The organism is Streptomyces sp. RerS4 (assembly GCF_023515955.1).
Lineage (GTDB): Bacteria > Actinomycetota > Actinomycetes > Streptomycetales > Streptomycetaceae > Streptomyces.
The window spans coordinates 5,085,734-5,108,307 of the sequence record NZ_CP097322.1 but is presented as its reverse complement, the minus strand read 5'-3'; the positions used below and the strand labels follow the sequence as shown (position 1 = coordinate 5,108,307).

The 22,574-nt window shown below is 70.0% G+C and carries 17 protein-coding genes, 5 tRNA genes and 1 pseudogene; 11 read left to right on the top strand and 12 right to left on the bottom strand.

All coding sequences use genetic code 11. The features are described from left to right. The first annotated feature begins 80 nt into the window (after window positions 1-80). Window positions 81-797 carry an IclR family transcriptional regulator NdgR gene (ndgR, locus tag M4D82_RS23775; RefSeq protein WP_007266782.1) on the top strand — a complete coding sequence of 239 codons (717 nt, stop codon included), beginning with the start codon at window positions 81-83 and terminating at the stop codon, window positions 795-797. Window positions 798-997: 200 nt separating this feature from the next. Here the strand turns inward: ndgR and M4D82_RS23770 are convergent. From M4D82_RS23770 to M4D82_RS23725, 10 genes are all read right to left on the bottom strand, one after another. Further along, window positions 998-1,070 (bottom strand) — tRNA-Glu (locus M4D82_RS23770). A 21-nt stretch (window positions 1,071-1,091) separates the two neighbouring features. Beyond that, window positions 1,092-1,163: transfer RNA gene (locus M4D82_RS23765), tRNA-Gln, on the bottom strand. Window positions 1,164-1,187: 24 nt separating this feature from the next. Next, window positions 1,188-1,260 (bottom strand) — tRNA-Glu (locus tag M4D82_RS23760). A gap of 61 nt (window positions 1,261-1,321) precedes the next feature. Beyond that, a tRNA-Glu gene (locus M4D82_RS23755) sits at window positions 1,322-1,394 on the bottom strand. Window positions 1,395-1,421: 27 nt separating this feature from the next. Continuing rightward, window positions 1,422-1,493 (bottom strand) — tRNA-Gln (locus tag M4D82_RS23750). Window positions 1,494-1,578: 85 nt separating this feature from the next. Further along, window positions 1,579-2,307 carry an HAD family hydrolase gene (locus tag M4D82_RS23745; protein ID WP_249767971.1) on the bottom strand — a complete coding sequence of 243 codons (729 nt, stop codon included), beginning with the start codon at window positions 2,305-2,307 and terminating at the stop codon, window positions 1,579-1,581. A gap of 10 nt (window positions 2,308-2,317) precedes the next feature. Then, entirely contained in the window at window positions 2,318-2,989 is a 672-nt protein-coding gene (locus tag M4D82_RS23740) for a DUF4241 domain-containing protein (RefSeq protein ID WP_249767970.1), read from the bottom strand. Window positions 2,990-3,099: 110 nt separating this feature from the next. Further along, window positions 3,100-4,575 carry a glutamate--tRNA ligase gene (gene gltX / locus M4D82_RS23735; protein ID WP_249767969.1) on the bottom strand — a complete coding sequence of 492 codons (1,476 nt, stop codon included), beginning with the start codon at window positions 4,573-4,575 and terminating at the stop codon, window positions 3,100-3,102. After that, complete coding sequence (locus M4D82_RS23730; protein ID WP_249767968.1) at window positions 4,568-5,374, bottom strand: fumarylacetoacetate hydrolase family protein; 807 nt, start codon at window positions 5,372-5,374, stop codon at window positions 4,568-4,570. The genes gltX and M4D82_RS23730 overlap by 8 nt, the downstream gene beginning before the upstream one ends. Window positions 5,375-5,472: 98 nt before the next feature. Beyond that, window positions 5,473-5,670 (bottom strand): hypothetical protein, encoded by a 198-nt coding sequence (locus tag M4D82_RS23725; protein WP_249767967.1) that lies wholly within the window; start codon window positions 5,668-5,670, stop codon window positions 5,473-5,475. Between the two features lie 606 nt (window positions 5,671-6,276). Between M4D82_RS23725 and M4D82_RS23720 the strand changes: the two are divergent. The 9 genes and pseudogenes from M4D82_RS23720 to M4D82_RS34110 all read left to right on the top strand — a co-directional run bounded on the left by M4D82_RS23720 (window position 6,277) and on the right by M4D82_RS34110 (window position 19,836). Continuing rightward, window positions 6,277-9,994 (top strand): annotated as a pseudogene (locus tag M4D82_RS23720) (sensor histidine kinase). A gap of 9 nt (window positions 9,995-10,003) precedes the next feature. Continuing rightward, the gene (locus M4D82_RS23715) at window positions 10,004-10,417 is read left to right on the top strand and encodes a roadblock/LC7 domain-containing protein (RefSeq protein ID WP_008739864.1); all 414 of its coding nucleotides are present in this window, start codon (window positions 10,004-10,006) and stop codon (window positions 10,415-10,417) included. Window positions 10,418-10,563: 146 nt separating this feature from the next. Then, entirely contained in the window at window positions 10,564-10,956 is a 393-nt protein-coding gene (locus M4D82_RS23710) for a DUF742 domain-containing protein (RefSeq protein ID WP_249767966.1), read from the top strand. Then, window positions 10,937-11,521 (top strand): GTP-binding protein, encoded by a 585-nt coding sequence (locus M4D82_RS23705; RefSeq protein ID WP_100660867.1) that lies wholly within the window; start codon window positions 10,937-10,939, stop codon window positions 11,519-11,521. The genes M4D82_RS23710 and M4D82_RS23705 overlap by 20 nt, the downstream gene beginning before the upstream one ends. 292 nt (window positions 11,522-11,813) lie before the next feature. Beyond that, on the top strand, window positions 11,814-15,011 hold the full coding sequence (locus M4D82_RS23700) for a sensor histidine kinase (RefSeq protein ID WP_249767965.1): 3,198 nt from the start codon (window positions 11,814-11,816) through the stop codon (window positions 15,009-15,011). Between the two features lie 10 nt (window positions 15,012-15,021). Continuing rightward, a complete protein-coding gene (locus M4D82_RS23695; RefSeq protein ID WP_030037347.1) occupies window positions 15,022-15,435 on the top strand; it encodes a roadblock/LC7 domain-containing protein in 414 nt (137 codons plus the stop codon). Window positions 15,436-15,528: 93 nt separating this feature from the next. Beyond that, window positions 15,529-16,095: a DUF742 domain-containing protein gene (locus tag M4D82_RS23690; RefSeq protein ID WP_249767964.1), complete on the top strand. Its 567-nt coding sequence runs from the start codon at window positions 15,529-15,531 to the stop codon at window positions 16,093-16,095. After that, window positions 16,076-16,660, top strand: coding sequence for a GTP-binding protein (locus tag M4D82_RS23685; protein ID WP_007266770.1), 585 nt, complete (start codon window positions 16,076-16,078; stop codon window positions 16,658-16,660). The genes M4D82_RS23690 and M4D82_RS23685 overlap by 20 nt, the downstream gene beginning before the upstream one ends. Before the next feature lie 95 nt (window positions 16,661-16,755). Next, entirely contained in the window at window positions 16,756-19,836 is a 3,081-nt protein-coding gene (locus tag M4D82_RS34110; RefSeq protein WP_283844501.1) for an NACHT domain-containing protein, read from the top strand. 26 nt (window positions 19,837-19,862) lie between these two features. On the opposite strand, the gene M4D82_RS23670 is transcribed toward M4D82_RS34110, so the two are convergent. Further along, window positions 19,863-20,054, bottom strand: a complete 192-nt coding sequence (locus M4D82_RS23670) for an acyl-CoA carboxylase subunit epsilon (RefSeq protein ID WP_249767963.1) — start codon at window positions 20,052-20,054, stop codon at window positions 19,863-19,865. A 25-nt stretch (window positions 20,055-20,079) separates the two neighbouring features. Continuing rightward, complete coding sequence (locus M4D82_RS23665) at window positions 20,080-21,663, bottom strand: acyl-CoA carboxylase subunit beta (protein ID WP_249767962.1); 1,584 nt, start codon at window positions 21,661-21,663, stop codon at window positions 20,080-20,082. 267 nt (window positions 21,664-21,930) lie between these two features. On the opposite strand from M4D82_RS23665, the gene M4D82_RS23660 reads away from it, so the two are divergent. Further along, window positions 21,931-22,545, top strand: coding sequence for a YceI family protein (locus tag M4D82_RS23660; RefSeq protein WP_249767961.1), 615 nt, complete (start codon window positions 21,931-21,933; stop codon window positions 22,543-22,545). Window positions 22,546-22,574 lie beyond the last annotated feature (29 nt).

Below are 22,574 nucleotides of genomic sequence, written 5' to 3'. Positions count from 1 at the left end.
GTGGACCCGTACATACAGACTCGCTGCTTCTTGGAAAAATTGAACTTGCGTTTCACAGTGTGAGACGTGAATATCGTTTCATGGACAACTCTAGCGGCGTCGGCGTTCTCGACAAGGCAGCTCTGGTATTGAGCGCACTGGAGTCCGGTCCGGCCACCCTCGCCGGGCTGGTCGCGGCGACAGGGCTCGCACGACCCACGGCACATCGCCTGGCCGTGGCACTGGAACACCACCGGATGGTGGCGAGGGACATGCAGGGCCGGTTCATCCTCGGCCCGCGGTTGGCGGAGCTCGCCGCCGCGGCCGGCGAGGACCGTCTGCTGGCGACGGCCGGACCGGTGCTCACGCACCTGCGTGACGTGACGGGCGAGAGCGCGCAGCTCTACCGGCGTCAAGGTGACATGCGCATCTGCGTGGCGGCGGCCGAGCGGCTCTCGGGCCTGCGGGACACCGTCCCGGTGGGCTCCACGCTCCCGATGAAGGCGGGTTCGGCCGCGCAGATCCTGATGGCCTGGGAGGAGCCCGAGCGGCTCCACCGGGGCCTGCAGGGCGCGCGCTTCACGGCGACGGCCCTGTCCGGCGTACGACGCCGGGGCTGGGCCCAGTCGATCGGCGAGCGGGAGCCCGGCGTGGCGTCCGTCTCGGCGCCCGTACGCGGCCCCTCGAACCGCGTCGTGGCCTCCGTGTCGGTCTCCGGGCCGATCGAGCGCCTGACGCGCCACCCGGGGCGCATGCACGCCCAGGCCGTCATCGACGCGGCCGCCCGGCTGACGGAGGCGCTGCGCCGCTCCGGCTGAGCCCCTCCGGCCGAGCCCCTCCGGTCGCCGACCTCTTTTCCCCCACCACCCTCCGGGCCCGGGGGCGCGTACGACGCCGCACACGTCCGAACTCGCGCCGCCGGGCCCGTACTTGTCTCCCCGCGCGGCCGGCCGCGGTACCGCTCCGGACATGCGGAAGAGGCCCTCCGCGATGACTCGCGGAGGGCCTCTCCTGTGCGTACCCCCGACCGGATTCGAACCGGCGCTACCGCCTTGAGAGGGCGGCGTGCTAGGCCGCTACACAACGGGGGCTAGCTTTACTGCGGTACTACGCTGGGCTACCAGGACTCGAACCTAGAATAAGGGAACCAGAAACCCTCGTGTTGCCAATTACACTATAGCCCAAAGGTCTAGACCAGCTAGACACAGTACCCCCGACCGGATTCGAACCGGCGCTACCGCCTTGAGAGGGCGGCGTGCTAGGCCGCTACACAACGGGGGCCCTAGCGATCCTGCATCGTGACGTCCGGGTGCGACCCTGGAGATCTCGCGGGAAGGATCTGTACCCCCGACCGGATTCGAACCGGCGCTACCGCCTTGAGAGGGCGGCGTGCTAGGCCGCTACACAACGGGGGCAAAGCACTGCGTTACTGCTGCACTGCGCTGGGCTACCAGGACTCGAACCTAGAATAAGGGAACCAGAAACCCTCGTGTTGCCAATTACACTATAGCCCACCGAACTTCAACCCCCTGGGGGGCTTTCGTTTGGTTAGCGCCTCCGCTTCGGCCTTTCGGCCCGCTCGGCGGCGCAGAAAGAACATTACCGGATGCCCGACCGTGCTCCAAAACGGGTATCCGCAGCCAGCAGCTCCGGCAGTCCGTCAAGATCGCGGATGCGGTGCACCCCCAAGGGGGCGGGCCCGCGGCGTCCGGCGCGGTCCAGCCAGACGGCGGTCAGGCCCGCGTCCCGGGCCCCCCGGGCGTCGATCTCCGGCTCGTCGCCGACGTAGGCCACCTCGTGCGGCGGCAGGCCCAGGGCCTCGCACGCGGCGAGGAAGGCGGCGGCCTCCGGTTTGCTCACGCCCAGCTCGGCGGCGCAGACCAGCACCTCGAAGCGCTCGCGCACGCCGAGCCGGCGCAGCTTGGGGTCCTGGTTGACGAAGGAGGAGTTGGAGAGCACGCCGTGGCGGTAGGCGCCGGCCAGGGCGTCGAGGGCGGGCAGGGCGTCCGGGAAGAGGGCCCAGGCGGCCTGGTAGTGGTCGACGTAGCGGTTGAACCAGGCGTCGGCCTCGACGTCTCCCATGGCGGGCCGCGCGAGGAACTCCCGTACGCGGTCCCGGCGTTGATCCGGGAAGGTGACCTCGCCGGCGGAGAAGCGCTCCCAGTGGCGCCGGGTGACGCGGCGCCACAGGGCGAGGGCCTCGTCGGGGGAGCCGTAGCACTCCACGAGGCCCTCTTCGACGAGGTGGCGGGCGAGTCCGGCCGTGTCGGCACCCGTGTAGTCGAAGAGGGTGTCGTCGATGTCCCACAGCACGGCGCGGATCGGCATGGGGCCGAGCCTACGCCGCCCCGCCCTCCTCGGTGGGCACGACGAAGAAGTCCGTCACGAAGCAGGTGACGGCGCCGGCGCGGTCGCGGCCGACCCACGTCGGGTAGGAGCCGTCGCCCCAGCCGGAGGAGAAGGCGGCGAGGTTGTGGCCCTGCTCACCGGCGATCAGGTAGGGGCCGGGGCCGTGGTCGTTCGCCTCGAAGGCGTCCCACAGGGGGCCCTCGTCGCCCTCGCACGCGGGGAAGGACTCGTCGGCGGCGACGTCGTAGAAGCAGCCGGCGCCGGCGTCGACCCCGTAGCCGAAGTATTCGTCGTCGCCGAGCTCCGCGGCGTCCTGGCCCGCGACGAGGGCCTGCTCCCAGCTCACCGTCTCCGTGTCGGAGATCACCAGGCGGGCGGCGGCGGTGCGCAGGTGGGGGGTGTCGGAGGGCGGCTCGCCCGGGGTGGTGAGGGTGGCTATGGCCGCCTCGACGCGGTAGCGGCCCGGGGCCACGCGCACGGTGAAGGGCTCGGCCTCGCCCGCGCCGAGGCCGATGAAGGGGTCGCAGGCGGCGACCTGGCCGCTGGGGAGCCACAGCTCGCCGGCGCCGGCCACGTGGAGGATCCCGCGCTGGCCGCTCTCGTACGAGAAGGCGTGGCCCGGGGTGAAGTAGCGGGCGTAGTCGGGGGCGGTCATGGGCATGGCAAGGCCTTCCACGGGGGTGGGGTGATCGACAGCACCTTAGGTCCCCGGACCGACAACGGCGAAGGGGCGGCCACCGGATGGGTGGCCGCCCCTTCGCCGGACGTGGGTCAGGCGGAGAGCTTCGCCAGGGCCGCGTCGATGCGCTCCAGGGAGCGCTCCTCGCCCAGGATCTCCAGGGACTCGAACAGCGGCAGGCCCACCGTGCGGCCGGTGACGGCGACCCGGACCGGGGCCTGGGCCTTGCCGAGCTTGAGGCCGTGGGCCTCGCCGGCGGTCAGGACGGCCTGCTTGAGGGACTCGGGGTCCGACCAATCGGCGTCGACGAGCTTCTCGCGGACGGTGGTCAGCAGGGCCGCGGGCTCGCCCTTCATGGCCTTGTCCCAGGACGCCTGGTCCTCGACGGGCCGCTTGCGGAAGAGGAAGTCCACGTTCGCCGTGATGTCCGACAGAACGGTCACGCGGGTCTGGGCGTACGGGGCGATCCGCTCCCAGGCGGCGGCGTCGAAGTCCTCCGGCTCCCAGTTGGCGTGCGGCGCGTGCAGCCAGGGGGCGCAGGCGTCCGCGAAGGCCTTGGGGTCGAGGCGGCGGATGTGGTCGGCGTTGATCGCCTCGCACTTCTTCAGGTCGAAGCGGGCCGGGTTGGCGTTGACGTCCGGGATGTCGAACTTCGCGACCATCTCCTCCATCGAGAAGATGTCCTGGTCCTTGGAGAAGGACCAGCCGAGGAGCGAGAGGTAGTTCAGCAGGCCCTCGGGCAGGAAGCCGCGCTCGCGGTAGAGGTTGAGCGAGGACTCGGGGTCGCGCTTGGAGAGCTTCTTGTTGCCCTCGCCCATCACGTACGGCAGGTGACCGAACTCCGGGACGCCCTTGGCGATGCCGAGCTCGATGAGCGCCTTGTAGAGGGCGATCTGGCGGGGGGTGGAGGACAGCAGGTCCTCGCCGCGCAGGACGTGGGTGATCTCCATCAGCGCGTCGTCGACCGGGTTGACGAGCGTGTAGAGGGGCGCGCCGTTGGCCCGCAGGATGCCGAAGTCCGGCACGTTCTCCGGGGTGAAGGTCAGCTCGCCGCGCACCAGGTCGGTGAAGGTGATCGCCTCGTCGGGCATCCGGAAGCGGACGATGGAGAGGCGGCCCTCCTCCTCGTACGCGGCCTTCTGTTCGGCGGTGAGGTCGCGGCACTTGCCGTCGTAGCCGGAGGGCTTGCCGGCCGCGCGGGCGGCGTCGCGGCGCTGCTCCAGCTCTTCGGTGGTGCAGTAGCAGTGGTAGGCGTAGCCGCCGGCCTGGAGCTTCTTCGCGACGTCGGCGTAGATGTCCATGCGCTGGGACTGGCGGTACGGGGCGTGCGGGCCGCCGACCTCGGGGCCCTCGTCCCAGCTGAAGCCGAGCCAGCGCAGCGAATCGAGCAGCTGGCCGTAGGACTCCTCGGAGTCGCGGGCCGCGTCGGTGTCCTCGATGCGGAAGACGAACGTACCGCCGTGGTGGCGCGCGAACGCCCAGTTGAAGAGGGCGGTGCGGACCAGACCCACGTGGGGGTTGCCGGTCGGGGAGGGACAGAAACGTACGCGGACAGGTCCGTTAACCACGCTTGATCACCTTGTTGGTGAGAGTGCCGATGCCTTCGATGGTGACGGCGACCTCGTCGCCGACGTTGAGGGGGCCGACTCCGGCCGGGGTCCCCGTGAGGATGACGTCACCCGGGAGCAGGGTCATGGCCTCGCTGATGTGCACGACCAGGTCCTCGATGGAGCGGATCATGTCGCCGGTGCGGCCGAGCTGGCGCTGTTCTCCGTTGACGGTGCACTGGATGGTCAGGTCGCTCGGGTCGAGGTCGGTCTCGATCCAGGGGCCGAGGGGGCAGGAGCTGTCGAAGCCCTTGGCCCGCGCCCACTGCTGCTCGCGCCGCTGGACGTCGCGGGCGGTGACGTCGTTGGCGCAGGTGTAGCCGAGGATCACGTCCTTGACGCGCTCCCTGGGGACTTCGCGGCACATGCGGCCGATCACCACGGCGAGCTCCGCCTCGTGGTGGAGTTCCTCGGAGAAGGACGGGTAGGCGATGGGGTCGCCGGGGCCGACCACGGAGGTGGAGGGCTTGAAGAAGACGAGGGGCGGCTCGGCGCGGCCCTGGTCGTCGACGACCGCGTGTCCGAGCTCCGCCGCGTGCTCCGCGTAGTTGCGGCCCACGGCCACGACCTTGTTCGGGAGCACGGGCGGCAGCAGGCGGACCTTGCTCAGCGGGACCTTCGTACCGGAGAGCTCGAAGTCCGCGAAGGGAATGCCCTTGATGATGTCGAGCACGAGCGTCGATTCGTCGCCGGGGGCGCTGCTGCCCTCGACCGCGCCGAACGCGACATTGCCGTCGATCGAGAACCTGGCGATGCGCACGTGTTGCGTCTGCCCCTCTGTATTTCCGCTGGCTGGAGTCTGCGGACTCCAGGCTAACGCGGTGGGCGGCGACGCTTCACGCTCCGTGCCCGCGCGGCCTACTGCGCGGCGGCGGCGACCGGCGCGTCCATCAGGACGGTGCGGCGCGGGTTCGCGGTCTGGGTCGGCAGCTCGACGGAGTGCTCCGGGGCGGCCGGCGCCGCCTGCAGCTCGTCGGCGTCCTTGAGGTGCGCGAGGGTGGTGCGGCGGGGGTTGGCTATGTTGCGGAACATCATCGTGGTCTTCTGCGGAGTCATCGGAGTTTCGGGCCCTCGGCTCGGTTCGTGGATGAGGCTGTCGGATGTGCGCGTCCGTGCGATTCGGTGCGCGTCGCGTGCGGCGGCGCACGCCAACCCTTCAAAGGGCAAGGCTAAACATCCGAATCCCTTACCGAACCGGGAACTCATGGCCATGACCGTGTGAGTTTGCTCACCAGTGAGCCGGCATTTCAGACATAACAGGCGGTCAATTCCGTTCAACAAAACGGACATTGCGCCACTGAATGCGCCATTCCGCTCCTGATCATCTCGACTGGGACACCTTGCCAGGCACGAGCTTTGATTGACTTAAGTCCGATTCATCCCCATAGTGCCTCCACGTGCCGTAGCCCGTCCGTCACACCTCGTGAGCGCCTCGCCGGGCCGACACGCGCACCTTGTTGGAGATCCCCCACTGTGCTGGAATTCGCGGGACCGCCGCGGGTATCAGCCGGCGCGCAGGTGGCGCCAGAGGGCGCCGAGCGCGGTGGCAAGAGAGGGAGACGCGCCGGTCACCGACGACCACCATGGGGCCGTCAGTGCCCCACGACTCGACACCGTTTCGCCGTTCACGGCGGGACGCCTGGTCCAGAGGTTGCGACGCTAGTGCAGGGACGATTCAAGAGGGATGGCAAGGGGTCTCCCCAGGCCCGCCAGGGACGTGGGGAAGCCGCGGCGGAGCAGGACCCGCGCGGTGGGACCGACCGTGGTCCCTCGGCCCAGCACGCCCAGAACCGCGGGCCGGCCATCGAGGGAACGGGCCCCGCGTCCGCTCCTCCGGTGAAGGGCAAGGGCCGCGGGAAGTCCGGCAAGGCCGCGAAGCCGAGCCGGGCCAAGGGCCGGACCGAGCCGATCGAGACCGATGAGGCGCAGGCGATACCGAAGGCCCCCAGTGGGCCCGGTTCCCGTCTCGCCATGCAGAACTGGCGCATCAGCACGCGACTGGTGTCGCTGCTGACCCTGCCGGTCGTCGCCGCCACCTCGCTCGGTGGCTTCCGTATCAACGACTCGCTCAACGACATCGCGCAGCTCGAACACATGCAGCTGCTGACGACGATGACCCGGCAGGCCACCAACCTGGCCGCCATGCTCCAGGAGGAGCGGGACAAGTCGGCCGGCCCCATGTCCATCACCAAGGACGGCAAGGCCAACAGCCTCGTCGAGGGTGTCCGCGACCAGACCGACGCCGCCGCCAAGGCCTTCGCCGCCGCGACCGACAGGGTCGACAACGCGCAGGACAAGGACGAGACGCTCAAGTCGATCCGCAACAACATCCTCCAGATCGGCCGTCAGCTCACCGGCATCGAGGACATCCGCAAGAAGGCGTACCAGAACGGCGCCCAGCAGACCGTCACCGAGTACAACGCGCTGATCGTCTCGCTGCTCTCCCTCTCGCAGGACATGGCCCAGGCCACCTCCAGCCCCGAGATGATCAAGCGCACGCGCGCCCTGGCGGCGTTCTCGTCCGCCAAGGAGTACGCCTCCATCCAGCGCGCGATCATCGCCGCCTCGCTCCCCGAGAGCGGCGACAAGCCGGGCAAGCTGGAGGAGAACGACCGCCTCTACGCCCTCTCCGCGCTCCGCGGTGAGAGCCAGGCGAAGAAGACCTTCGAACTCGTCTACCAGGGCAAGCCCGAGGAACTCCTCGCGGCCCTCGGCGACGGCAACACGGAGATCGGCAGCGCCGACCACTACGCCCGTCGTGTGCTCAGCACCCAGGGGCAGTTCGGCAAGGAGAAGAACCGGTCCTGGATGGACTGGTACGACGCCGACGACACCAAGCTCCAGGCGATGAAGGTCATCGAGCTGACCCTGCTGGAGGACATGGAGCAGAAGGCCCGCGAGCTCAAGAACGAGTCGCAGCAGGACGCCATCATCAACGGTGCCCTGATCCTCCTCGTCCTCGGCGTCTCGCTCGTCGGCGCCTTCGTCATGGCCCGGTCCATGATCCGCTCGCTGCGCCGCCTGCAGGACACCGCGACGCGCGTCGCCCAGGACCGTCTGCCCGAGCTCGTCAAGCAGCTCTCCGAGTCGGACCCGCAGGACGTGGACACCTCCGTGGAGTCCGTCGGTCTGCACACCCGCGACGAGATCGGCCAGGTGGCCGCGGCCTTCGACGACGTGCACCGCGAGGCCGTCCGCCTCGCCGCCGAGCAGGCCCTCCTGCGGGGCAACGTCAACGCGATGTTCACCAACCTCTCGCGCCGCTCCCAGGGCCTCATCCAGCGTCAGCTCTCGCTCATCTCCGAGCTGGAGTCGCGCGAGGCCGACCCGGACCAGCTGTCCTCGCTCTTCAAGCTCGACCACCTCGCCACCCGCATGCGCCGTAACGGCGAGAACCTCCTCGTCCTCGCGGGCGAGGAGCCGGGCCGCCGGTGGACCCGCCCCGTCCCCCTCGTCGACGTGCTCCGCGCCGCCGCGTCCGAGGTGGAGCAGTACGAGCGCATCGAACTCGCGTCGGTGCCCGGCACCGACGTCGCCGGCCGCGTCGTCAACGACCTCGTGCACCTCCTCGCCGAGCTGCTGGAGAACGCCACCTCGTTCTCCTCCCCGCAGACCAAGGTCAAGGTCACCGGTCACGCGCTGCCCGACGGCCGCGTGCTCGTCGAGATCCACGACACGGGTATCGGTCTGTCCCCCGAGGACCTCGCCGCGATCAACGAGCGACTCGCGTCGCCGCCGACCGTGGACGTCTCCGTCTCCCGCCGCATGGGTCTGTTCGTGGTCGGCCGCCTGTCCCTGCGACACGGCATCCGCATCCAGCTGCGCCCCTCCGACTCGGGTGGTACGACCGCCCTCGTCATGCTTCCGGTGGACGTCGCCCAGGGCGGCAAGAAGCCGGGTCCGATGCCGGGTCAGGCCGGCCAGGGCGGTCCGGGTGCTCCCGGCGGCCAGGGCGGTCCCGGTGGGCAGGGCGGTCCCGGTGGGCAGGGCGGCCCGGGTGGCAAGGGCGGTCCCGGTGGGCAGGCTTCCGTGCCCGGTGCGGGCGCACGTCCCCCCGTGGAAGCGGGCCGGCAGCGCGGGCAGGTGTCCGGTGGTCCGCGTCCGGCGCTGCCGGGCCAGGGCGGTCCGGGTGCTCCCGGCGGTCCGGGTGCTCCGGCCGGCCAGGGCGGTCCCGGTGGGCAGCAGCGTCCGCAGGGCGGCGGGGCTCCGCTGCCGGCGCGTGGCCAGCAGCAGCAGCCGGGTGGCCTGCTCGGCGGTGGCCCGCAGGCCCGGCCGGGGCCACGTCCGGCCCCGCCGGGTTCCCGCAGGGCAACGGCTTCGAGCGTCCGCAGCAGCAGGGCCGCCGCAGGACGTGCCGCAGCAGGGCCAGCAGCCCCAGCAGGGCCGTCCCGGTGCGCAGTCCCCGCAGGGCGGGCCGCAGCAGCCGGTCAAGCGCCGGCGGCCGCAGCTGCCGTCGCCCGCCGGCGCCCCGCGTCCGGAGCTCCCGGGTACGGGTGTCTCGCCCGCCGGGCTCCCGCAGGGCACCAGCTGGGGCGCGGGCCAGGGCGGCCAGGACGTTCCGCGCGGCCACGACGAGCGCTCGGGCCCCGGCTCGACGGCGGAGTTCGCCCGCCCTGACTTCAGCCAGCCGCCGGCCAACGGCACCACCGGCCAGTTCGAGCGTCCGCAGCCGCCGGCCCTCCAGGACCCGTCGGCCACCGGGCAGTTCGAGCGCCCGCAGCCGGGCGGCCCGATGGACCCGTCCCAGACCGGCCAGTTCGCCCGACCGGGCGGCCCCGGTGTGGGCGGCGGCTACGGTCAGCAGCAGGTCCCGCAGCAGCCGCACCAGCAGCAGTCCGGTTACGCCCCGACCCCCGCGCAGAGCGGCGGCGAGCTGCGCAGCCCGATCTTCGACACGCTGGAGTCGAACTGGTACCCGCGGGCCGGCGAGCAGTCCCCCGCGCAGGCACCGGCCGTACCCCAGCAGCCGCAGACCGGCCCCCAGCCGACGCAGGCGCCGCAGCACCCGCTGCCGCAGCGCGGCCAGGAGCGTCCGGCCGAGCCGGCCGCGGCGGTCACCGGCAGCACCCCGACGGTCAGCTGGCGCTCCTCGCCCAACGACGAGCTGATGCGCCAGGCCGAACGGGTGCGTCAGCCCGCCGCCGGCGGGATCACCACCTCCGGTCTGCCGCGCCGCGTGCCACGGGCGAACCTCGTGGCCGGCACCGCGCAGCAGCAGTCCGACGCCCAGGCGGGTCCGCAGGTCTCGCGTGCGCCGGACGACGTCCGCGGTCGTCTCACCAACCTCCGGCGCGGTATCCAGCAGGGTCGCCAGGCCGGCACCACCGGCCCCGCGACCGGCAGTTACCACATCGACCCCACTTACCAGCAGGAGCGATAGTTGAGTTCGATGAGCCAGGCGGCACAGAACCTGAACTGGTTGATCACCAACTTCGTGGACAACACCCCCGGGGTGTCGCACACGGTGGTGGTCTCCGCCGACGGACTCCTTCTGGCGATGTCCGAAGGATTCCCCCGTGACCGCGCCGACCAGCTGGCGGCCGTGGCCTCCGGCCTGACCTCGCTGACCGCCGGGGCCTCCCGGATCTTCGAGGGTGGCGCCGTCAACCAGACCGTGGTGGAGATGGACCGAGGGTTCCTGTTCCTCATGTCCGTCTCCGACGGTTCCTCGCTGGCCGTTCTCGCGCACCCCGAGTGCGACATCGGCCTCGTGGGCTACGAGATGGCCCTCCTCGTGGACCGCGCCGGCAGCGTCCTCACCCCGGACCTTCGCGCGGAGCTCCAGGGAAGCCTGCTCATCTGACGTTCCCCCCCGGCCGGACGGTACTTCCGGCCGGGGCCCCGGGACCGCACTCCCGGTATCCAGTACCCCCGACAGGCCGTCATGTCCCCCCACCGGCCGCCCCCTCAGACGGCACGCTGACCACTGCTGTCCAGCCCGGAGGATCAATGACCCCGCCCCCCGCCTATCCCGACGCGTACGGAGACCCGTACTCGGAAGGCGACCAGCCGCTGGTACGTCCCTACGCGATGACCGGCGGCCGTACCCGGCCCCGCTACCAGCTCGCCATAGAGGCGCTGGTCAGCACCACGGCCGATCCGATGCACCTGTCCACCCTCCTGCCGGAGCACCAGCGCATCTGCACGCTCTGCCGCGAGGTGAAGTCGGTCGCGGAGGTCTCGGCGCTGCTGTCGATGCCGCTCGGTGTCGCCCGGATCCTCGTGGCCGACCTGGCCGAGGCCGGAATGGTGGCCATCCACCAGCCGGGCAATGGAGAGGCCGGCGGAACGCCGGACGTAACGCTGCTCGAGAGGGTTCTCAGTGGACTTCGCAAGCTCTGACGCCGGAGCGGCTCCCCGCTCCACCACCTCCGCGAAGATCGTGGTGGCGGGCGGCTTCGGTGTCGGCAAGACCACGTTCGTCGGCGCGGTCTCCGAGATCAACCCGCTGCGCACCGAAGCCGTCATGACCAGCGCCTCCGCGGGTATCGACGACCTCACCCACACCGGTGACAAGACGACCACCACGGTCGCCATGGACTTCGGCCGCATCACCCTGGACCAGGACCTGATCCTGTACCTCTTCGGTACCCCCGGACAGGACCGCTTCTGGTTCATGTGGGACGACCTCGTACGCGGCGCCATCGGCGCCATCGTGCTGGTCGACACGCGCCGGTTGGCCGACTGCTTCCCCGCGGTGGACTACTTCGAGAACAGCGGTCTGCCGTTCGTCGTGGCCCTCAACGGCTTCGAGGGGCACCAGCCGTACACGCCGGAGGAAGTCCGCGAGGCCCTCCAGATCGGCCCGGACGCCCCCATCATCACCACCGACGCCCGCCACCGCGCGGACGCCAAGAGCGCCCTCATCACCCTGGTCGAGCACGCCCTGATGGCGCGGCTCAAGTAGCACGTTCGACAAGGCTGTACGCCGGGGCGGGCTGTGTCGTCGGACACGGTCCGCCCCTGTCGTTCATAACGTTTCGACAGAGAATTGACGCCAGTTGGACACGGCCCGCGTTCGCGCGGTGCCGCTCTGCGTACAACTGGCCCCGCTTTTGCCGCCGCTCGCTCTTTATGTCCGAATTATGTGGGACATAAGGCTCTTGGAATGGCCGATTCCAACTGTTTGGACCACGGCCGTGGACCGTGCTGGAATTCAACGAACTAGCTAGTAGCACCGCCGAGAGGTTGTTGGTCGAGTGAGGCGAAGCAACTCGAGCCCCGCGGATGAACCCGCGCGCGGCAACTTCACCCCGCCGCCGCGCGCGGCGACGTCGCCCGTCGACGTACCCGTGGAGCCACCCACGAGCAGCGGCAGCACCAGCAAGTTCTCACCGCGCAACTGGCGTGTGCCGACCCGTCTGAACGCGATCCTCCTCGTGCCCGTCCTCGTCGGACTGGTCATGGGCGGCTTCCAGGTGAAGGGTTCCGTCGACACCTGGAACGAGGCGAAGGACGCCGAGAAGACCACCCGGATCGTCCAGGCCGCGGCCGAATACGGCCAGGCCCTCCTCAACGAGCGCGACCTCACCGCCGAGCCCCTCCTCAAGGGCGACCGCAACAACGAAGCCGTCACCAAGGCGTACGCCGCCACCGACGCCGCGAAGGCCAAGTTCGCCTCCGCCGTGAAGGACCTGCCCTCGGAGCAGGGCCTGGAGCGTCGCCTGGAGCTCTTCCGCCAGGAGGAGCCGAAGCTGGAGCAGGTCCGCAAGACGGCGTACGCCATCCCGGAGACCCCGAAGAAGAACCTCCCGCAGCAGGCCGGCCCCATCCCGACCGAAGAGGGGTACGTGCTGGTCCAGCACTACCTCATGCAGTTCTCCAACGAACTGGGTCTGGGCACCGGGAACGTCACCAGCTACGGCCGCATGGTCTACGCGCTCGAACTGGCGAAGGCCGCCAACTCCCTCCAGCGCTCCGTCGGCACGCACCTGCTGGTGCGCCCGAGCGAGGTCGAGGACACCCGCAAGGCCCAGCTCGTCGCCTTCTCCTCCTACAACTACCTCGAAGAGATAGCCATCGGCGAGTACGTCGCCGCCGGCACCGACGAGGACGTGAACCGGCTCAAGGAGGTCATGGGCCGGAAGTCCCAGGAGGGCGCCGCCAAGCTCGCCCAGGCCAAGCAGGCCTCCGAGCAGGCCGGTACGGCCTTCAAGGCTCCGCCCGTGGTCAACGGCTCCGCGCTCATCGGCATGACCGAGGCGATAGCCGGCGGCGAGAAGAACACCAAGCTCGCCCAGAACGGCACCACCCCGCCCGCCTGGCAGGCCGCGTCCACCGCCAAGTTCGAGGGCTACGCGGAGGTCGAGAAGGACCTGCTCGCCAAGGCGCTCGCCGACGCCGCCGCGGTCTCCGATGACGCGCGCAACGACGCGATCGTCACCGGCGCCATCGTCGTGGTGGCCCTGTCGACCGCCTTCATCCTGGCCGCCATGATGGCCCGCCAGATGAGCCGCGCGATGCGCCGCCTGCGCTCCTCCGCCTTCGACGTCGCCGAGCAGCGCCTGCCGATGCTCGTCGACCAGCTCTCGCGCACCGACCCGGGCAAGGTCGACACCCGTGTCGCACCGATCCCGATCAACTCCCGGGACGAGATCGGCGAGGTCGCCCGCGCCTTCGACCAGGTCCACCGGGAAGCGGTCCGGCTCGCCGCCGAGCAGGCGCTCCTGCGAGGGAACGTCAACGCGATCTTCACGAACCTCTCGATGCGCAACCAGTCGCTGATCGAGGGCCAGCTGACCCTCATCACCGACCTGGAGAACAACGAGGCCGACCCGGACCAGCTGGAGAACCTCTTCCGCCTGGACCACCTGGCCACCCGTATGCGCCGCAACGGCGAGAACCTGCTCATCCTCGCGGGTGAGAACCCGGGCCGCCGTTGGGACCAGCCGGTGCCCCTCGTCGACGTCCTGCGCGCCGCCTCCTCCGAGGTGGAGCAGTACGAGCGCATCGAACTCTCGGGCGTCTCCGACGCCGAGATCCACGGCCAGGCCGTGACCGACCTCGTGCACCTGCTCGCCGAGCTGCTGGAGAACGCCACCACGTTCTCCTCCCCCCAGACCAAGGTCCGCGTCAACGCGACCCGTCTTCCCGACGGCCGCGTGATGGTCGAGATCCACGACAAGGGAATCGGCCTCACCGCCGAGGACTTCGCGGACATCAACCACAAGCTCGCCAACCCGCCGACCGTCGACGCCGCGATCTCGCAGCGCATGGGTCTGTTCGTGGTCGGCCGGCTGGCGGACCGCCACAGCATCCGCGTCCAGCTGCGCCCCTCGGGCGAGGCGGCGGGCACGACCTCGCTGGTCATGCTCCCCGACGCCATCACCCACGGTGGCGGTGGCGAGGGCATACCGGACGACGACTTCACCGTCTCCTCGATGATCCCGCGGCAGCAGGCCCAGCAGGCCGCCCCGCTGCGCACGGCCGCCGAGCTCGGCTTCGACGACTCGCGCTACGACGCCCAGGGCGGCGGCCAGGACGCCGCGGGCGGCGACGGCGCCCCGCTCGACGCGATGGCCCGCTCCCTGGGCCGCGAGGAGCGCCGGGCGGCGCTGGAGGCCCAGGTCGGCCAGTCGCAGCCCGCGGACGCCGCGGAGGAGTACTCCGCGCGGGAGTATCCGGAACCTCAGCCCGAACACGGGTACCAGCCGTACCAGGGCTACGAACAGGCGTCCGCGCCCGGTTACGAGGCGGCGTACGACGCCCCCGCGCAGGACCGGGCCTACGAGGCGTACCCGGACCAGGGCTATGCCTATCCGGAAGACGGCTACCAGGACCCGCAGCAGCCCGCGCAGGCGTACGAAAACGGCTACGCGGAGCAGTCCCCGCAGGCCGGGTGGCCCGAGCAGAACACGTACTCGGGTACCTACCAGCAGGACTACCGGACGGATTCGGAACCTCAGTCCGCTCCCGAACCGGCCCAGGAGCGCGTAGGCTTCGACCGTCCGGGCGCCGCCGCCGACACCGGTCACGACATGACCGGAGCGGGCCTGCCGCGACGCGGCAGCCAGCAGCAGTGGCAGCCGGCACAGCAGGAAGCGGAGTCCACCGGATCCCTCTTCGAGCAGCGGTCGCCGCGTCAGCAGCCGACCGCCCCGGAGCAGGACGAGGAAGGCGGCAACGCCTGGCGCTCGAACAACGACGAGCGCTGGCAGCAGGCCGCCAAGCTCCGCGAGCCGAAGGCGGGCGGGGTCACCCCGTCCGGTCTCCCTCGGCGGGTACCCAAGGCCAACCTGGTCGAGGGTGCTGCGGAGACGACCCCGCAGGGCGGCCCCCAGGTCTCCCGCGCCCCGGAGGACGTCCGTGGCAGGTTGAGCAACCTGCGACGCGGTGTCCAGCAGGGACGCAGCGCGGGTTCCGAGCAGTCAAGTAACAGCTATGACCAGGAGCGTTAGTGTGAGCCCGATGAGCCAGGCGGCACAGAACCTGAACTGGTTGATCACCAACTTCGTGGACAACACCCCCGGGGTGTCGCACACGGTGGTGGTCTCCGCCGACGGCCTTCTTCTGGCGATGTCCGACGGATTCCCGCGCGACCGCGCCGACCAGCTGGCGGCCGTGGCCTCCGGTCTGACGTCGCTCACCGCCGGGGCTTCCCGCATCTTCGAGGGTGGCGCCGTCAACCAGACCGTGGTGGAGATGGACCGAGGGTTCCTGTTCCTCATGTCCGTCTCCGACGGTTCCTCGCTCGCGGTGCTCGCGCACCCCGAGTGCGACATCGGCCTCGTGGGCTACGAGATGGCCCTTCTTGTCGACCGCGCGGGCAGCGTCCTCACCCCGGACCTGCGCGCGGAACTGCAGGGAAGTCTTCTCAACTAACAGACAGACAGTGTGTTTCGCGTCATCGCACCGTAAGGTGCGGTGGCGCGGTGCCACAGGGAGTACTGCGTTCTTGGAGTCGGAGGAGGAAACGTGACAACACCCGGAGGACATCCTTATGGCGGCGCTCAGCAGCCGCAGGGTGGGCACGACCAGAACCGCTTCAACTTCCCCTCCGCGCCCAGCCGGCCCGTGCCGGAGCACAACCCCTACCAGCAGCAGTCGTACGGTCTGCCCCAGCAGCCTCCGCAGTCCCAGCAGTCCCAGCGGCCTTCGCAGCAGCCCCTGCGCGGCGGTGGGCCGCAGGCTCCGAAGGCGCACAACCCGCTGGTGCGCCCGTACGCGATGACCGGCGGCCGTACCCGGCCGCGCTACCAGCTCGCCATCGAGGCGCTGGTCAGTACCACGGCCGATCCCGCGCGGCTGCAAGGGCAGTTGCCCGAGCACCAGCGCATCTGCCGTCTGTGCCAAGAGATCAAATCCGTCGCGGAGATCTCGGCACTCCTCTCCATTCCTCTTGGTGTCGCCCGCATCCTCGTCGCCGACCTGGCGGAGGCGGGCCTTGTCGCCATTCATCAGCCCGGCGGCGACGAGTCTGCCGGCGGCCAGCCAGACGTGACACTGCTCGAAAGGGTGCTCAGTGGACTTCGCAAGCTCTAACGGCGGAGCGGCTCCCCGCTCCACCACCTCCGCGAAGATCGTGGTGGCGGGCGGCTTCGGCGTGGGCAAGACCACGTTCGTCGGCGCGGTCTCCGAGATCAACCCGCTGCGCACCGAAGCCGTCATGACCAGCGCCTCCGCGGGTATCGACGACCTCACCCACACCGGTGACAAGACGACCACCACGGTCGCCATGGACTTCGGCCGCATCACCCTGGACCAGGACCTGATCCTGTACCTCTTCGGTACCCCCGGACAGGACCGCTTCTGGTTCATGTGGGACGACCTCGTACGCGGCGCCATCGGCGCGGTGGTCCTCGTCGACACCCGCCGTCTCGCGGACTGCTTCCCGGCGGTCGACTACTTCGAGAACAGCGGCCTGCCGTTCGTGATCGCCCTCAACGGCTTCGACGGCCACCAGCCGTACACGCCGGAGGAAGTCCGCGAGGCCCTCCAGATCGGCCCGGACGCCCCCATCATCACCACCGACGCCCGCCACCGCGCGGACGCCAAGAGCGCCCTCATCACCCTGGTCGAGCACGCCCTGATGGCTCGCCTGCGGTAACCGTCCGCGCGCTCCTTTTTCACCCGGTCCGCCGGGAACCCCGTCCGGGTTCCCGGCGTTCTGTGTTTCTGACGGAGGGGACGAAGGGGGACGACGTGAGCGCCGAGGCAGCAGCGATCAACCTGGGTCGTGTCCTGGCCACCCGAGCGGTGTCGCTATGGCTGGAACCGCGCCGGCGCGAACAGGAGGCGGGGTCCTCGATGGGGGACCTGATCCGCGTACGGGTGAAGGGGCTGCGCGCCCAAAACGATCTGGTGCGCCAGTTCGAGAAGATGGGCGACGCCGTCTCGGTGCGCCTGGAGCCGCTGTTGGCCAACGAGTTCGCCGGACTGGAGGCGAATGAGCGGCAGGCCGCCCTCGACGGGGTGACCGACACCTTCGTTCGCGCCAACCTCTCGGACGAGGCGGTGATCGGCTCGGACGCCGATGCGACGGTGCTGGCCCGCCGGATCCGTGACGCCGTCCCCGCCCCGGCGGGCCTGTCCGAGGCGGGCAGCGCCTTCCACGACCGTCTCTTCGACGAGTGCGTGAGGTGCTACGTACAGATCCTCAAGCACCTGCCGGTCTTCACCGAGCGGGCCGTGGCGGAGTTGCTGGCGCGCACCACCTCCCTGGCATCCGAGGTGGCCCGCGTGCTGGAGCGCCTCTACACCCCGACGCTGTACGCGCCGCTGGGCACCGCCCAGGACGAGGGTTTCCGGCAGGAGTACCTGAGGCTGATCAGCGACCTGCACGACGAGATCGAGCTGTACAGCTTCGCGTCGGAGCGCGCGCCTCGGACCAAGCTGTCCGTGGCCTACGTCAGCCTGCGCACCGGCGGGAGCGAGACGGGCCGGCGCTCCCGTCTGGTGCCCACGCCACGTTCGGCGCTTGGCGACTGGGCCGAGGAGGACGAGGGCGGGCACGGCGTCCGGGTGGAAACGGCGCTGGGTGACGCCCCTCTCGTGCTGCTGCGGGGTGAGGCCGGCTCGGGTAAGTCGACCCTGCTCAAATGGCTCGCGGTCACGGCGGCGCGCGGCACCTTCACGGATGGGCTCGCCGAATGGAACCGGCTCGTGCCCGTGCTGATCAAACTGCGGCGCTTCGCGGGCAAGCCACTGCCCGAGAAACCGGAAGCCATGATGGACCATGCCGCCGGCTTCATCTCGGGTCACATGCCCAAGGCCTGGCTGGACCGCCGGCTGCGCGACAAGCAGGTCCTGTTCCTGGTGGACGGGGTCGATGAGCTCCCGACGAACGAGCGCCGGGCGGTGCGGACCTGGCTGCGCGATCTGGTCCGCCACTACCCGGGCAACCGGATCGTGGTCACGTCACGCCCTGCGGCAGCCGGCAAGGACTGGCTGCGCAACGACGGCTTCCAGCCCGTGCTGCTGGACCGGATGCGGCCGTCCGACCTGGTGCTGTTCATCCGCCAGTGGCACCAGGCCGTGCGGGAACAGGGCGATCAACTCCCCTGCGAGCCCGGACAACTCCCGCACTACGAGAGCTCCCTGATCACCGCCCTCAAGGACCGCCCCCACCTGGCCTCCCTGGCGTCGAGCCCGCTGCTGGCGGCGATGCTCTGTGCGCTCCACCTGGAGGATCGCCGCCAACTGCCGCGTGACCGGATGGAGTTGTACCGCCGGGCTCTGGGCGTCCTGCTGCACGTCAGGGATTCCCGCCGCCACATCCCCGGCGAGCCCGATGTCGAACTGTCCCTGACGGACAAGCAGTTGCTGCTCCAAGACCTGGCGTGGTGGCTGTCCGACACCAACCGCAGCGAGATCACCCAGGAGCGGGCCGTCAGCCGCGTGCGGGCCGCGCTCGGTCGAATGCGGCACCTGGATAAGGCCGATGCCGACAGGGTCTTCGACCGGCTGCTCCAGCGCTGTGGCGTGCTGCGTGCACCTGCCGAGGACCGGGTGGACTTCCTGCACCGCACGTTCCAGGAGTACCTGGCCGCGGCCGAGGCGGTCCGGGAGGACAGGATCGGAAACCTGGTCGAGCGGGCCCACCTGGACCAGTGGCGCGAGACCATCGTCATGGCGGCGGGCCACGCCTACACCTCCCAGCAGGTGGAGCTGATCGAAGGCATCCTTGCCCGCGCGGCCGCCGAACCCCGCCACAGGCGGCGTCTGCGCCTGCTCGCCACCTCCTGCCTGGAGACCATGCCGTCCGTACCCGACGCGCTCGCCGGCCCGCTGGACGAGGCGCTCGACGCCCTGATCCCGCCGCGCCGCACAAGCGAGGCGGAATCCCTGGCCGTAGTCGGCACGCCGGTGCTGCGCCGCCTGCCCACGTCTTTGGCCGCGGAGTCGGACGCGGCGGCCGATGCCCTGGTCCGGACGACCGCGCTGATCGGTGGCGATCAAGCGCTGAAGCTGCTGGAGGGGTGGGCCCAGGACCCCCGGGTGCACAGCCAACTCGCCTATCACTGGGAGTACTTCGACGCCCGGGAGTTCACCGAGCGAGTACTGAAGCAGTTCTCGCTCAGGGACCACTTGTTGTTCGTGGACCACCCCAAGCAGTGCGCTGAACTCGCATCGCTGCCCACAGCCCGCCGAATCGCCATCACCTATCCGCTGCCCGGGCTCGCGGACGCCCGTGCAGCGCAGGACCTCTCAGCGCTGTACGTCACCAACCTCCGGGACGAGAACGACCTCTCACCGCTGCGGCTCCACCCCCACTTGAGGGCGCTCACTCTGGGAGGACGTGTGCGGCTGCGGGACGTATCGGTTCTGAACGATCTGCCGGATCTGATGAGCCTGCGCCTCACCTTTCCGTCGCTGCCGCCCATCAGTGAAATACCGCTGCCGCAGGGCCTGACAAGCCTGCAGTTGAGCATGCTGGGCGAAACCACGGATTTCCTCCCGTTGGCGGGGGTCCCGGATCTGATCTCGCTCACGCTCGGGGGCAGCGGGGCACCGGCGAACTTCACGGTGCTGCACGGTCTGACCCGGCTGATGAGCCTGGAACTGGAGGGCTACGACCTGCGGCAGTGGCCGGGCACACCAGGGGGCCACCCGCCCAAGCTCACCCACCTGTGGCTGACAGACTGTGTCCTACCCGACGACCTCGGGATCCTGGCCGCCCACTCGGCCCTGAAGAAGCTCCACCTCACCCGGTGCCGAACGGCCGACAGCCGCCCGCCGGACCTGGACTCGATGCCCGAAGGCGTCGAGGTCCGGCTCGGCTGAGCGGCCGTGGGGTGAGGGGCCGGGGGTCAGCCCTGCCAGCTGTGGGGGGGCTGGAAGCCGCGGGAGCGTTCCAGGCGGCGCCAGCCGGCGGTGGAGCGGTGGGTGACGGCGGTCTCGGGGGTGGCGGCGGCGCGGGCCAGGAGGATCGCGGTGATCGCGGCCAGCTCCTCGGGCGCGGCGTTGCCCTTCTCGACCTTCAGCAGGGTGTCGGTGCTCATCGTTGGCAGGTCTCCTTGGAAGTCTCTACTGCGGCGGGTTGCCGTGCTTGCGGGACGGCAGGTCGGCGTGCTTGGTGCGGAGCATCGCGAGGGCGCTGATCAGCGTCTCGCGGGTCTCGGCGGGGTCGATGACGTCGTCGACGAGGCCGCGCTCGGCCGCGTAGTACGGGTGCATCAGCTCGGCCTTGTATTCCTTGACCATCCGCGCGCGCATCGCCTCGGGGTCCTCGGCGTCCGCGATCTGCCTGCGGAAGATCACGTTCGCCGCGCCCTCGGCGCCCATCACGGCGATCTCGTTGGTCGGCCAGGCGTAGGTCAGGTCGGCGCCGATGGACTGCGAGTCCATGACGATGTACGCGCCGCCGTACGCCTTGCGCAGGATCAGCGAGATCCGCGGCACCGTCGCGTTGCAGTACGCGTACAGCAGCTTCGCGCCGTGGCGGATGATCCCGCCGTGCTCCTGGTCCACGCCCGGCAGGAAGCCCGGCACGTCCAGCAGCGTGATGATCGGGATGTTGAACGCGTCGCACAGCTGGACGAACCGCGCCGCCTTCTCCGAGGCGTGGATGTCCAACACCCCCGCGAGGTGACCGGGCTGGTTGGCGACGATGCCCACCACCTGCCCGTCGAACCGCGCCAGCGCGCAGATGATGTTGCGCGCCCACCGCTCGTGGACCTCCAGGACGTCCCCGTCGTCGACGAGCTCCTCGATCACCTTGAGCATGTCGTACGGCCGGTTGCCGTCGGCCGGGACGAGGTCCAGCAGCACGTCGGAGCGGCGGTCCTTGGGGTCGTCGCTCTCGTGGACCGGCGGGTTCTCGCGGTTGTTGGAGGGCAGCATCGTGATGAGGTAGCGGACCTCGGCGATGCAGGTCTCCTCGTCGTCGTACGCGAAGTGCGCCACGCCCGAGGTCTCCGCGTGCACGTCCGCGCCGCCCAGACCGTTCTGGCTGATCTCCTCGCCCGTCACCGCCCGGACCACGTCCGGACCCGTGATGAACATCTGCGAGGTGTCCCGCACCATGAACACGAAGTCCGTCAACGCCGGGGAGTACGCCGCCCCGCCCGCGCACGGGCCCAACATCACCGAGATCTGCGGGATCACACCCGAGGCCCTGGTGTTGCGCTGGAAGATGCCACCGTAGCCGGCCAGCGCCGAGACACCCTCCTGGATACGGGCACCCGCACCGTCGTTCAACGAGACCAGCGGCGCACCGGCCGCGATGGCCATGTCCATGATCTTGTGGATCTTCGCCGCGTGCGCCTCACCCAACGCACCACCGAAGATGCGGAAATCGTGCGCGTACACGAAGACCGTCCGACCCTCGACCGTGCCCCACCCCGTGATCACACCATCGGTGTAGGGCTTCTTGGCCTCCAGACCGAAACCCGTCGCCCGGTGCCGACGCAGCTGCTCGACCTCCTTGAACGAACCCTCGTCCAGAAGCAGCGCAATCCGCTCACGCGCCGTCAGCTTGCCCTTGGCATGCTGCGCCTCGGTCGCACGGTCACTCGGTCCGCGCCGGGCGTCCTCGCGGAGGGAGTGCAGCTCGGCCACGCGCCCGCGGGCGTCCGTCGGCTCGCTCGGGGTCTGGTCCACAACGGTCATGTACCGACCTTACGAAGTCGCGCCATGAAAACCCTCCGTTGGTTCTACACAGTCTCCGGCGCGTTCCGCTGTGCGGCCCGGACAGAACCGGCGTGAGATGTACGGACTCCCCCAGTGGGGACGGCAGCCCTTTGTGCGAGTCCTACAAAACTCCGCCAGATGGCGCAACACGTGCCCAATAAAGTTGAAAGTTGAACAGAATGGGTCTACTGTCATTCTCGTTGAACATTCAACAACTCCGCAGCAGGATCTCCCGAGGAGGAAGTCATGGGTCTCTTCACCCGCCGTAACCAGGACACCGCCGGCTCCGTCGACGTCGCCACGCTCGAAGTGGCCCCCGCGCTGGCCGCCCTCACCGGCGACTACGTGGTCGACGCCGCCCACAGCAGCATCGGCTTCACCGTGCGCCACGCCATGGTGACCAACGTGCGCGGCAGCTTCGCCGAGCACGAGGGCACCCTCCACCTCGACGGCGCCGACCCCTCGCGCTCCGCCGCCTCGATCGACGTGAAGGTCGCCTCGGTCTCCACCGGCATCGCCGACCGCGACGCCCACCTGCGCGGCGGCGACTTCTTCGACGTGGAGCGCTTCCCGCTGATGAGCTTCCGCTCGACCTCCGCCGCCTACGTCGGCGGTGACACGTACCGGATCATCGGCGACCTGACCATCAAGGACGTCACCCGCCCGCTCTCCATCGACCTGGAGTTCGGCGGATCCGCGACCGACCCCTACGGCAACGAGCGCGTCGGCTTCGAGGGCTCCACCGAGATCCTGCGCTCCGACTGGGGTCTGACCTGGAACGCCGCCCTGGAGGCCGGCGGTGTGATGGTCAGCGACAAGGTCAAGCTGGTCTTCGACATCTCGGCGATCAAGCAGGCCTGACGGGCTGGGCCTGCCCGGCGGGCCCGGTC